Raw genomic sequence first — 12,020 nt, 5'->3', positions numbered from 1 at the left:
TGGTTATTATAGGAGCAATTGCAATTCCTGTTCTGGCTGGTTTAACACAGTGGTTTAACACCAAACTGATGCCGCAGCCGGATGCAAACGGACAGGGTGGTACCATGGCAAGCTCCATGAAGACCATGAATATGATCATGCCGATCATGTCAGCAGTATTCTGTCTGACACTGCCGGCAGGTATGGGACTCTACTGGATCGCCGGTGCTGTAATCAGAAGTGTTCAGCAGATTATTGTTAACAAACATATGGACAGCGTAGATGTGGAAGCACTGATCTCCAAAAACCTGGAGAAGCAAAATAAGAAACGTGAAAAGATGGGCCTGCCTCCTCAGAAGATATCTAATCAGGCAAAATTGAATGTGAAGAATATTAATGAACCGGTTTCACATCCTTCCACACGTGCGAAGGCTAATGTGAAAAAAGAAATGTCAGAAGAAGATATTAAGAAATCTACAGAATATTATAATCAAACCGCAAATGCAAAACCTGGAAGTATTGCTTCCAAAGCCAGAATGGTTCAGCAATACAATGAGAAGAATAAGAAATAGGAGGGTTTTCTTATGGATTACATTAAAGTGTCTGCAAAAACAGTTTCGGATGCTATCATTGAAGCATCGATTCAATTGGAAACATCCAGTGACAATATTGAATATGAAGTACTTGAGAATGGAAGCTCGGGATTTTTGGGGTTTGGAAGTAAACCGGCTGTCATTCGTGCAAGAAAGAAAGAATCTGTAGAAGATATTTTAGATACTCCTTTATTTACCACGCAGGAAAGCAAGGTGAAAAAGGAAGAAAAGCCTGTAAAGAAAGAACCCGTTCGAAAAGAAAGCATTAAAAAAGAAAGTTTCAAAAAAGAACCTGTTTTTAAAGAAGTCTCAGAAGAAGTAAAAGAAGTAGTAAAGGTTTCCAGGATACCTGCAAATAAAGAAGAAGTTGAACAATCCGCATATGAATTTTTACAGGGCGTGTTTAAAGCAATGGAAATGAATGTAGAAATTAAAGCAGAATTTTCAGATGACACGCTGAGTGTAGATTTAAATGGAGATGACATGGGAGTCCTGATTGGCAAAAGAGGACAAACCCTGGATTCGCTGCAGTATCTTACAAGCCTTGTTGTAAACAAAGGAAAAGCTTCTTATACCCGTGTGAAGCTGGATACGGAAAATTACAGAAACAGAAGAAAAGAGACATTGGAGAACCTGGCAAGAAACATTGCATTTAAGGTGAAGAAGACAAAAAGACCGGTATTTTTAGAGCCAATGAATCCTTATGAGAGAAGAATTATTCACTCAGCACTTCAGAATGATCCATATGTTACTACACACAGCGAAGGGGAAGAGCCTTACCGTAAAGTAGTTGTTACATTAAAAAAATAAAGATTTTATTATAAGGGGGTGTCGTGCAATTCCTCAGTGTATCCAAATATGGATAGGGTTTATCAGCTGGGAGATTGCAAGGCACTCTTTTGTGTATCGTCAAGTTAAAGCCGCAGTAGATGCGGCGTCAGGAGGTAGGAGTGAAAGAAGATCACTTTCACACCATTTATAATAGCCGCAGTAAATGCGGCATAAGGAGGTAGGAAACATGAAAACAGATACCATAGCAGCCATTTCAACAGCAATGACGGCATCCGGAATTGGAATTGTCAGAATGAGCGGCAGCGAGGTTTTTACCATTATAGATCGTGTTTATCAGTCAAAAGGAAAGAAAAAAAAGTTGTCAGAAGTACCAACCCATACAATTCATTACGGTTATATCATGGATGGGGATGAGATGATAGATGAAGTACTGGTAATGGTTATGAGGGCACCCCGAAGTTTTACATCGGAAGATACAATTGAGATCAACTGCCATGGCGGGGTTTATGCCATGAAACGTATTTTGGAGACTGTTATTAAAAACGGAGCCAGACCGGCAGAGCCTGGGGAGTTTACAAAGAGAGCATTTCTGAACGGAAGAATGGATCTGTCCCAGGCGGAAGCGGTAATTGATGTAATTAATGCTAAGAATGAATATGCGCTGAAAAGTTCTGTAAGCCAGTTAAGAGGTTCGGTAATGCAGGCAATTAAGGATATTCGCGAGCAGATTATTTATCATATAGCATTTATTGAATCAGCTTTAGATGATCCGGAGCATATCAGCCTGGAGGGATATGGCGGAGAGCTTCAGCAGGTGAATAATAAATTAATTGGTAAATTAGAGAAGTTGATTGCATCGTCAGAAGATGGTAAGATGATGAAGGAAGGAATTCGGACTGTAATTGTAGGTAAGCCTAATGCAGGAAAATCGTCTCTGTTAAATGTACTGGTTGGAGAGGAGAGAGCTATTGTAACGGATATAGCGGGGACAACCAGGGATATTTTAGAGGAGACCATACAGATTCATGGAATCAGCCTGAATATCATTGATACGGCGGGAATACGCAGTACAGAGGATGTTGTGGAGAAGATCGGGGTATCCAGGGCAAAAGATTATGCAAAAGATGCAGATCTGATAATTTATGTGGTGGATTCTTCTACAGAGCTGGATGAAAATGACAGTGAAATAATAGAGATGCTGAGGAGTAAAAAAGCAATTATATTGTTAAATAAGACAGATCTTCAGATGATTACTTCAGAAGAAATGTTAAAAGAGAGAATAGATAAGCCGGTCATTCCTGTTTCAGCAAAAGAAAATAAAGGAATTGATTTACTGGAACTTACCTTAAAAGAAATGTTTTTCCATGGGGAAATTTCATTTAATGATGAGGTCTATATAACAAATATACGCCATAAGACAGCACTTGCCGATGCGCTTTCCAGCTTAAGGCAGGTAAGGGAAAGTATTGAAATGGGGATGCCGGAGGATTTTTATTCCATTGATTTGATGAGTGCATATGAGGAACTGGGTGGAATTATCGGTGAATCCGTGGGAGAAGATCTGGTAAATGAAATTTTCAGTAAGTTTTGTATGGGAAAATAGAAAGGATATAACATGAATACCATAGAAGAAAATGTTGACGTTGTTGTAGTTGGGGCCGGACACGCCGGATGTGAAGCAGCTCTGGCAAGTGCCAGACTTGGACTGGAGACAATTGTGTTCACGGTAAGTGTAGACAGTATTGCCCTGATGCCCTGTAATCCAAACATAGGAGGCAGCTCCAAAGGACATCTGGTGCGTGAAATAGATGCTCTTGGCGGAGAAATGGGCAAGAATATAGATAAAACCTTTATACAGTCTAAGATGTTAAATAAATCAAAAGGTCCGGCAGTTCATTCTCTGAGAGCCCAGGCGGACAAGGCGGACTACAGCCGCGAGATGAGGAAAATACTTGAAAACACAGACCATCTGTCTGTGAAGCAGGCAGAAGTAACGGAAATTATAGTAGAAGACGGCAAAATCAGCGGCGTGAAAACCTTCTCCGGAGCAGTATATCACTGTAAGGCTTGTGTATTGTGCACCGGAACATATCTGAAGTCCCGTTGCATTTACGGAGATATCAGTAATTATACGGGTCCAAACGGGCTTCAGGCTGCAAACTATCTGACGGATTCCCTAAAGGAAAATGGAATAGAAATGTTTCGTTTTAAAACAGGAACACCTGCCAGAATTGATAAACGGTCTATAGATTTTAATAAAATGGAAGAACAATTTGGAGATGAAACAGTAGTTCCATTTTCCTTTTCCACAAATCCGGAGGATGTACAGATTGAACAGGCATCCTGCTGGCTTACCTATACGAATGAAAATACCCATGAGATCATAAAGAAAAACCTGGATCGTTCCCCATTATATTCTGGTATGATTGAAGGAACCGGACCCAGATACTGCCCGTCTATTGAAGATAAAGTAGTTAAATTTTCTGATAAAAACAGGCATCAGGTATTTATTGAACCGGAAGGTCTGCATACGAATGAAATGTATGTTGGCGGGATGTCCAGTTCCCTGCCGGAAGATGTACAGACAGCGATGTACCGAACAGTGCCGGGGTTAGAAAATGCAAAAATTGTAAGAAATGCCTATGCGATTGAATATGACTGTATCAATCCGAGACAGCTGAATGCAGCGCTGGAATTTAAAAATATTAAAGGGCTTTTCAGCGGTGGCCAGTTTAATGGAAGCTCCGGATATGAAGAGGCAGCAGCCCAGGGGTTGGTAGCAGGTATTAATGCAGCACAGAAGGTATTGGGAAGAGATCTTTTGATACTGGATCGTTCGGAATCTTATATAGGTGTATTAATTGATGATCTGGTAACAAAAGAGAATCATGAGCCTTATCGTATGATGACATCCCGCTCGGAGTATCGCCTGTTGCTCAGACAGGATAATGCTGATCTGCGTCTGACTAAAAAAGGATACGAGGCAGGTTTAATTTCCGAAGAGGTTTATCAGGCACTTTTAGAAAAAGAAAAACAAATAGCAGAAGAGACGAAAAGAGTGGATCATACAAATATAGGTGCTTCAAAGGAGATTCAGAGATTCCTGGAAGCACATAACAGCACCATTTTAAAAACCGGAACTACCCTTGGTGAGTTAATAAGAAGGCCGGAGCTGACTTATGAAATGCTTGGTGAAATTGATGAAGGACGTCCTCAGTTATCAACAGGAGTTCAGGAACAGGTTAATATTAATATTAAGTATGAGGGGTATATCAAACGCCAGTTAAAACAGGTATCCCAGTTTAAAAAGCTGGAAAGCAAAAAAATACCGGAAAATATTGATTACGAAGATATCAGTGGGCTTCGTATCGAAGCAAAACAAAAATTAAAACTATATATGCCTATGTCAATTGGACAGGCGTCCAGAATATCAGGAGTAACACCGGCGGATATTTCTGTACTTTTAATATATATGGAACAATACGGCAGGAGGTCATAATGGAGGAAAAGAACAACGTACTGATTCAGGGATGTCTGGAGCTTGGAATACAACTGACAGATACCCAGGTAAATCAGTTTGAGACATATTATGAGTTATTAGTAGAATGGAATAAGGTAATGAATCTTACGGGGATTACAGAATATGACGAAGTCATGCAAAAACACTTCGTAGACAGCTTATCTATCGTTAAGGCTGCAGATCTTGGGCAATGTAAAAAAGTCCTGGATATGGGCACAGGAGCGGGCTTCCCGGGCATTCCAATTAAGATCGTATACCCTCATTTGGAAGTTGTACTGCTGGATTCATTAAATAAGCGGATTAAGTTTTTAAATGAAGTAATCGGGAAATTAGGGTTATCAGGGATAACAGCCATACATGGCAGGGCAGAAGATTATGCAAAGCAGAAAGAATACAGGGAGATGTTTGATCTCTGCGTTTCAAGGGCAGTGGCAAATCTGGCATCACTGTCTGAATATTGTATACCATATACAATGTTACATGGAAACTTTATTTCTTATAAATCCGGCAGTATAGAGGATGAGTTACAAAATGCAAAAAATGCAGTTTTTCTGCTTGGTGGAAAAATGAAAGATACAGTAAAATTTACACTTCCGGGAAGCGATATTGAGCGGTCTCTTGTTGTAATAGAAAAGGTAAAGAAGACTCCGGGAAAATATCCCAGAAAGGCAGGACTGCCTGCAAAAGAACCGATAGCCTGACTTAATTGTCAGGCTATTAGTGTGGAGATTTTGATACCTCTATGCAGGATTGTCCATAGTAACAGTTCCGGTTTTACCATTTACGGTTAAATTGGCCTGGTCTGAATGATATACAGTCTGCCCTTTTCCAGGGCCCCTCAATATCCATTGGCAAGTAATTTATAAAATCACCCCCTAAATAATAATTCCGTGTAGAAAAATATCTAGTGTCATATTTAGCATATCCTCCGGACTATTGGAAGATCTTGTAGTATATACAATGGATAGCATGGAGTTAATAAGTAATCTGGTTGCAAGAGAAGAATCTGTATTGCGAAAGAAACCGTCAGAAATGCCTCTCTCAATAACGGATTGAAACATATCCTGATAGTCATAATGCAGCTTTTTTAATCGCTTTTGATACGCAGCAGCTAAAAATCTTTCTTCTGATTTTACCCACAAAAGAAGTCCGCTGTTTTCTTTTGTATATGTAAGATTCATCTCCATAAGCTTCTTTAAACAACTTGTGGGAGATAAGTTCAGTGTTATTATATTTCTTGTATCCTGCAGTAGGTTTTTCATCTTTTCTTCAACAATAAAAACAACAATTTCATCTTTTGCTGTAAAAAAGTCATACAGGCTGGATTTACCCATTGCGGCAGCTTCAGCAATCTCCCGCATGGAAGTTTTTTGAAATCCTTTTTTATTAAAAAAGCTAAGTGCTATAGAGGCTATTTCGTTTTGACGTTGCAGTATCTGTTCTTTTGTAAGTGTTAATCCTTTAGCCATAGTATATTCTCCTTATACTAGCGACCAATGGTCGCTTTATGAATTTTATTATAAACGTCCGGTGGTCGTTTGCCAATAATGTAAAAAATATTTTATTAATACTATTTATATATATTTGTTTATTGTCAATTTGATAATATAAGTAAGTTTGGATCATAAAAATGTTTTATGATATTAAGATTATAATAATTAAACAATATAAAAAGTTAATCACTCATATTTAACACTGAAATGATTAACTTTTATAGTTTAAAGAAAAATATTTAATTGTTCAAGGAAGGAGTCAGCAGCTTCCACTTGAGGAAGAGACTTTGTATCATTTACATACGCTGTTTCAATTGCCGGATTAATTTCTACGTAGTTAGCTATAATGCCATCCATATCCTGACATTTACTGCCTGCAATGATAAAAATACTATTGTTTATTTCTTTTAGGGCATGTGCAATATTTACATTTAAATAAAGACCATTTAAGCTGGAAAGTAAATATTTTCCGCCACTGTCTTTTAAATGAGCAGCCTCATAATATACATCTATATATTTTCCTTTTAAACGGAAAGGATTATAAATATATTCTTCTGTAAAACGATATTCTAAATTTGACCTGTTAATGATCATATTATAGACAGTGGTGCCTATTATCGGCAGATCCATTAAAAATTTGGTCACTTTAGAACGTTTTCCTGGTATACTGTTTAACTTGGACAATTTTTCCGGATTAACCATAAATATTTTATTAAATAACTCGGAATCATTGTGACATGCCATAACAACAAAAGAAGAAGAAATGCCAGTAGCAGCTACATTAGTTTTTTGACCAATCACCTTTTTTACAAAATCAGTAACTAATTGAACGTACAAAAAATTCGTGTAAGTTAAGTTTGGCTTATCAGAGCGACCACATCCCAACAAGTCAATAGCATAAACAGTATGGTTCTTTGATAATTTACGAATTACTTCATTCCATTCATAAGAGGATGAATAGGGAGTAAGATCATGAATTAAAAGCAAAGGGTTTCCATGACCGGATTTGGTATAAAATACATTACCAAATCTCCACTCAAAATAGTTTCCGGTATTTGCATTTAACATATGTTTTATTACAGCGGCTGAGGCTATACATTTATTAATAATGTGCATCACAGCAATTGCAAATGTGGTGAGTAGGATCGTAGTTTTTATTTTGTGTTTCATAATGCTGTAACCCCTTTCTAAACAAAATCGTAACTTTTAAGTCACGCAAACTTTATCTATATTATAAGCTATATTGCAAAGACTTACAATTCTTTTTTTCTGGTAATGCGGTTTTAAAGTAATAAGAATTTATAAAAAAAGCAATTTAAGGGAATGTGAAAAATTGCTTTCCTAATGTCGGAATTTAGTATATGATAGTATATAGAAATAAAACAAATTATTGGATTTTATTTTAAATAGATGAAACCGTAAGAAGGAAAAATAATGATAAAGGAATACATAGAAGATAAGCTTAGAACGAATAGACTTCAATTTGAAATTTTGGATAGAGAGTATCAAACCATCCGCAAAAGTGAAGGCGAGATCAATGAACACATAAAAAGACTTCAGGAAGATGATGATATAGATTTTGTGATTTTTTCTCCAAGAAGTTTGAAATATTCCACAAAAAACAGTATAGTGGAATATGATCGGAAGTTACAGGATCTTGTACAGGAACGTGAAACAGTAAAAGGAAAAATGAATCGTCTTTTGGAACAAAGAATGGAATTGGACAAGATGTTCCAGGAAGCAGAAGAAAAGCAGTTAGAGAGCGAAAATGTTGAAGTAACTGGTTATAATCAAAATATTAAAAATGATGTAAAAATAGATAATATAAGAAAAGTAGAAGATAAAGAAAAAACAGAAAATAAAGAAAAAACAGAAAATAAAGAAAAAACAGAAAATAAAGAAGATAGAGAAACATCTGTTGAATCAGGACAGAATATTGATGAAAAGAAAATAAAAAATTGGAATGAAAATGGTACTATTAAAATTAAAACAAATGGAAATACGGGAAAATTTTTTGATGCATTGGCACACAAAAAAGGTAGTACCAGTTCTAGAGTAGTAAGAACAGGACTTAACCCTAATTTAAAAATGGATTATAATTCAGAAAGTTCCAGAGATAGAAGAGAAATTAAAAATGTATTTGATAAAAAAAGTTTGTATACTTCCCTGGAAAATAAAGTTTTGGATGGAAATAGAAATTTGGATGAAAATAAGCTTATAAATAGTAATAAAAATAAGGTGGAGGAGAATACCCCTGTTCATTTTATAAATATTGTAGAAGGTAAAAGTATAGATGATGTGGAACCTGCTAATAATATAGATAGTAGAAATAATATGAAAGAATTAAGCAATGTTATAGAAAGTGAGTCCGGCAGTCATTTTATTAATATCATGGAGGGACCGGATAAGAAAAATTCTGTTTTAGATAAGGAAGAAAATGAAGTAATAAACTTTGGGGCTGCTACTGATAGTTCACTGGAAAATAAATTTTTAAGCAGCAGATCAACAGGACGAAAGACGGGTGACAAGGTAATAAGGAGTGATGATATGCAAAAGCTATTGTCTAAGATAGAATTGTGTCAGAAATTATTGCTCACAAATAAAGAGGAGTGTAATGTGGAACTTAAAAATCTGAAATATGTATTAGAAAATCTCGTATAAATTGATTTCAATGTTTCACGTGAAACATTGAAATCTTAAATTTTACATAAATGATGTTTCACGTGAAACATTTTTATAGATTATCATTTCGATAAGTGCTATAATGTAAAAGTATAAATCAAGAAAGGGATTAAATTATGGGAAGAACGATCGTAGTTGCTAATCAAAAGGGCGGCGTAGGAAAAACTACTACGGCCATTAATTTATCTGCCTCCCTGGCAGAATTAGGTCAAAAAGTTTTAATCATAGATATGGATCCTCAGGGTAATGCGACCAGTGGTATTGGAGTAGAAAAAGAGGATGCCGAAAATACAGTATATGAGTTATTATTAGGACAATGCACTATTGAAGATTGCATGATAAAAGATGTATATGAAAATCTTAGTTTGATGCCTTCTAATATCAATTTAGCTGCTGCGGAGATCGAATTAATTGAAATTGATGAAAAAGAGTATATTTTAAAAAAGGAAGTTGCTAAAGTAAAAGATAATTTTGATTTTATTATTATTGACTGCCCTCCATCTTTAAGTATGCTTACGGTGAATTCAATGTGCGCATCTGACACTGTTTTAGTACCAATTCAATGTGAGTATTATGCATTAGAGGGATTAACTCAATTAATGCACACCATTAATTTAGTAAGAGAAAGACTGAATCCGGAACTGGAGATGGAAGGTGTAGTATTTACAATGTATGATGCACGTACTAATCTTTCACTACAGGTTGTTGAAAATGTTAAAAATAATTTAAATCAAACAATTTATAAGACAATTATTCCGCGTAATATTCGTCTTGCAGAAGCGCCAAGCCATGGAATGCCAATTAATATTTATGATTCCAGATCCACAGGGGCAGAGAGCTATAAATTATTGGCAGAAGAAGTGATACATAGAGGAGAAGAAGAATGGTAGTAAAAAAAACTGGTTTGGGAAAAGGACTGGATTCGTTAATACCGACACATAGCACCTCCCAAAAAACTACGGTCAAAGATGCAAAAGAAGAAAAACAACAAGTCAAGACAGTAGTTAAACAGGAAGAGATAAGAATTAAAATTACGGAGATAGAACCAAATAGAGAACAGCCTCGTAAAAAGTTTGATGAAGATGCGCTCTTAGAACTTGCTGAATCTATTAAGCAGTTTGGCGTTATACAGCCCTTAATTGTACAAAAAAAGGGAGATTATTATGAAATAATTGCAGGTGAACGCCGATGGAGAGCTGCTAAAATAGCTGGGTTAAAAGAGGTTCCGGTAATAATTAAAAATTATACAAACCAGGAACGAGTAGAAATCTCGTTGATTGAAAATATTCAAAGAGAAGATTTGAATCCAATTGAAGAAGCTCATGCATATAAACGCTTATTAAATGAGTTTAATTTAAAGCAGGATGAGGTTGCAGAGCGGGTTTCCAAAAGTCGTACAGCTGTTACAAATTCAATGCGTTTACTTAAATTAGATGACAGAGTTCAGCAGATGGTAATAGATGATATGATATCGACTGGGCACGCAAGAGCCTTATTATCAATTGAAGATAAAGAGTTACAGTATACAGTTGCGAATAGAATATTTGATGAAAAATTAAGTGTACGTGAGACTGAAAAACTCATGAAAACGATCCAGCTAGAGAAGACAGAAAAGAAAACAGATGAAAAAAATACTGTAAATAGTCTTATATATAAAGATATAGAAGAAAAAATCAAAGCTATCCTGGGTACAAAAGTAATTGTTGATCATAAATCAAATAATAAAGGTAAGATACAAATAGAATACTACTCCAATGAAGAACTTGAACGTATCGTAGAAATGTTAGAATCAATCAGATAGGGGAGCTATTAAATGGAAAGTAAAATCATCAATGCTTTAGGAATCGATCCGGGGATTATTTTAATTCTTATGATGATTATGATAATCATCCTCTTTGTGTTCCAAATAAAGAATTCATTTAAAATGGATCGTTTTATGAAAAAGTATAAAACTTTCATGAAGGGAAAAGATGGTATATCATTAGAAAAAACCATCCTTCACAATATAAATGATATTGATATGCTGATGGAGTCCAGTAAAAATCATATGGAGGAAATCAAACAGATAAAAGAAATACAAAACAGGACTTTGAATAAAACTGCAATTGTAAAATACGATGCCTTTAAAGAAGTAGGAGGTAAATTAAGTTTTGCCCTGGCTATGTTGGATAAAGAAGATAACGGACTGGTTATAAATGCAATCCATAGCAGGGAAGGATGTTATACCTATATTAAGGAAATTGTAAAGGGTGAGTCCTATATTGTACTTGGTGAAGAAGAAAAAGAAGCACTAAGACAGGCAGTAAATGCCCATACGGAAATATAAAATTGTCATCGAAAAAGCAGATATTATGTAAATAATCTGCTTTTTTTTGACCCTTTACGAATGAAGAAAAATAGGGTATTATATAAGGTAGAAATTTAATATTATAGGATTTTATAGTAAAATTAAGATAGAAGAGAGGACATTAAAACATGTTAGATATAAAATTTTTAAGAGAGAATCCGGAAGTTGTAAAACAAAATATTCGTAATAAATTTCAGGATTATAAGCTTGAAAAGGTAGATGAAGTTTTAAAGTTGGATCAGGAAAACAGAGATATCAAAAAAGAAGTAGAATCTTTAAGAGCTGAGCGTAATAAATTATCCAAACAAATCGGCGGATTAATGGCACAGGGTAAAAAAGATGAAGCAGAAGAAATTAAAAAACAGGTAGCTTCTCAGGCAGAAAGATTAAACGAGTTATCTGAAAAAGAAAGAAATGTTGAAGAAGAGCTCAAAAAAATTATGATGATAATTCCCAACATTATTGACTCATCCGTACCAATTGGTAAAGATGATAGTGAAAATGTGGAAGTACAAAAATACGGAGAACCTTTTGTACCTGAATTTGAGATTCCATATCATACAGAAATTATAGGAAAAATTTGACGGCATTGATTTAGACAGTGCAAGAAAAGT

General features: G+C 35.5%; 11 protein-coding genes and 1 pseudogene. 10 read left to right on the top strand and 2 right to left on the bottom strand.

Features of this window, described 5'->3' with window-relative positions; genetic code table 11:
- From RHS_RS28135 to rsmG, 5 genes are all read left to right on the top strand, one after another.
- Positions 1-551: YidC/Oxa1 family membrane protein insertase (locus tag RHS_RS28135; protein ID WP_047835057.1), on the top strand; the 551-nt coding region annotated here is incomplete at its 5' end.
- A 12-nt stretch (positions 552-563) separates the two neighbouring features.
- Positions 564-1,382, top strand: coding sequence for an RNA-binding cell elongation regulator Jag/EloR (jag, locus tag RHS_RS28130; RefSeq protein WP_027295396.1), 819 nt, complete (start codon positions 564-566; stop codon positions 1,380-1,382).
- A gap of 208 nt (positions 1,383-1,590) precedes the next feature.
- On the top strand, positions 1,591-2,967 hold the full coding sequence (gene mnmE, locus RHS_RS28125) for a tRNA uridine-5-carboxymethylaminomethyl(34) synthesis GTPase MnmE (protein WP_047835056.1): 1,377 nt from the start codon (positions 1,591-1,593) through the stop codon (positions 2,965-2,967).
- 12 nt (positions 2,968-2,979) lie between these two features.
- The gene (gene mnmG / locus RHS_RS28120) at positions 2,980-4,863 is read left to right on the top strand and encodes a tRNA uridine-5-carboxymethylaminomethyl(34) synthesis enzyme MnmG (protein ID WP_047835055.1); all 1,884 of its coding nucleotides are present in this window, start codon (positions 2,980-2,982) and stop codon (positions 4,861-4,863) included.
- Complete coding sequence (rsmG, locus tag RHS_RS28115; protein ID WP_044297194.1) at positions 4,863-5,585, top strand: 16S rRNA (guanine(527)-N(7))-methyltransferase RsmG; 723 nt, start codon at positions 4,863-4,865, stop codon at positions 5,583-5,585. The genes mnmG and rsmG overlap by 1 nt, the downstream gene beginning before the upstream one ends.
- A 174-nt stretch (positions 5,586-5,759) precedes the next feature.
- Here rsmG and RHS_RS28110 read toward each other — a convergent pair whose 3' ends face one another.
- On the bottom strand, positions 5,760-6,353 hold the full coding sequence (locus RHS_RS28110; RefSeq protein ID WP_027295392.1) for a TetR/AcrR family transcriptional regulator: 594 nt from the start codon (positions 6,351-6,353) through the stop codon (positions 5,760-5,762).
- Positions 6,354-6,602: 249 nt separating this feature from the next.
- Positions 6,603-7,547 (bottom strand): alpha/beta fold hydrolase, encoded by a 945-nt coding sequence (locus RHS_RS28105; RefSeq protein ID WP_047835054.1) that lies wholly within the window; start codon positions 7,545-7,547, stop codon positions 6,603-6,605.
- A gap of 264 nt (positions 7,548-7,811) precedes the next feature.
- Here RHS_RS28105 and RHS_RS28100 point away from each other — a divergent pair, with 264 nt between their 5' ends.
- The 5 genes and pseudogenes from RHS_RS28100 to RHS_RS28080 form a co-directional block, all read left to right on the top strand.
- Positions 7,812-9,038, top strand: coding sequence for a hypothetical protein (locus tag RHS_RS28100; RefSeq protein WP_047835053.1), 1,227 nt, complete (start codon positions 7,812-7,814; stop codon positions 9,036-9,038).
- A gap of 137 nt (positions 9,039-9,175) precedes the next feature.
- Entirely contained in the window at positions 9,176-9,949 is a 774-nt protein-coding gene (locus RHS_RS28095; RefSeq protein ID WP_047835052.1) for a ParA family protein, read from the top strand.
- Positions 9,943-10,860 (top strand): ParB/RepB/Spo0J family partition protein, encoded by a 918-nt coding sequence (locus RHS_RS28090; protein ID WP_047835051.1) that lies wholly within the window; start codon positions 9,943-9,945, stop codon positions 10,858-10,860. The genes RHS_RS28095 and RHS_RS28090 overlap by 7 nt, the downstream gene beginning before the upstream one ends.
- 12 nt (positions 10,861-10,872) lie before the next feature.
- Positions 10,873-11,385 carry a DUF4446 family protein gene (locus RHS_RS28085; protein WP_027295387.1) on the top strand — a complete coding sequence of 171 codons (513 nt, stop codon included), beginning with the start codon at positions 10,873-10,875 and terminating at the stop codon, positions 11,383-11,385.
- A gap of 149 nt (positions 11,386-11,534) precedes the next feature.
- Positions 11,535-12,020: pseudogene (locus RHS_RS28080) on the top strand (serine--tRNA ligase); the annotation flags it as partial.

The sequence above is a fragment of the Robinsoniella sp. RHS genome, assembly GCF_001029355.1.
Taxonomy (GTDB): Bacteria; Bacillota; Clostridia; order Lachnospirales; family Lachnospiraceae; genus Robinsoniella; species Robinsoniella peoriensis.
Note: the sequence above shows the minus strand (reverse complement) of the source record. Positions and strands in the feature narration are given on the sequence as shown.

Bases quoted from the DNA above. Each gene is read 5' to 3' on its own strand.
- jag (WP_027295396.1), top strand. From the start codon at position 564: ATGGATTACATTAAAGTGTCTGCAAAAACAGTTTCGGATGCTATCATT.
- mnmE (WP_047835056.1), top strand. From the start codon at position 1,591: ATGAAAACAGATACCATAGCAGCCATTTCAACAGCAATGACGGCATCC.
- mnmG (WP_047835055.1), top strand. From the start codon at position 2,980: ATGAATACCATAGAAGAAAATGTTGACGTTGTTGTAGTTGGGGCCGGA.
- rsmG (WP_044297194.1), top strand. From the start codon at position 4,863: ATGGAGGAAAAGAACAACGTACTGATTCAGGGATGTCTGGAGCTTGGA.
- RHS_RS28110 (WP_027295392.1), bottom strand. From the start codon at position 6,353: ATGGCTAAAGGATTAACACTTACAAAAGAACAGATACTGCAACGTCAA.
- RHS_RS28105 (WP_047835054.1), bottom strand. From the start codon at position 7,547: ATGAAACACAAAATAAAAACTACGATCCTACTCACCACATTTGCAATT.
- RHS_RS28100 (WP_047835053.1), top strand. From the start codon at position 7,812: ATGATAAAGGAATACATAGAAGATAAGCTTAGAACGAATAGACTTCAA.
- RHS_RS28095 (WP_047835052.1), top strand. From the start codon at position 9,176: ATGGGAAGAACGATCGTAGTTGCTAATCAAAAGGGCGGCGTAGGAAAA.
- RHS_RS28090 (WP_047835051.1), top strand. From the start codon at position 9,943: ATGGTAGTAAAAAAAACTGGTTTGGGAAAAGGACTGGATTCGTTAATA.
- RHS_RS28085 (WP_027295387.1), top strand. From the start codon at position 10,873: ATGGAAAGTAAAATCATCAATGCTTTAGGAATCGATCCGGGGATTATT.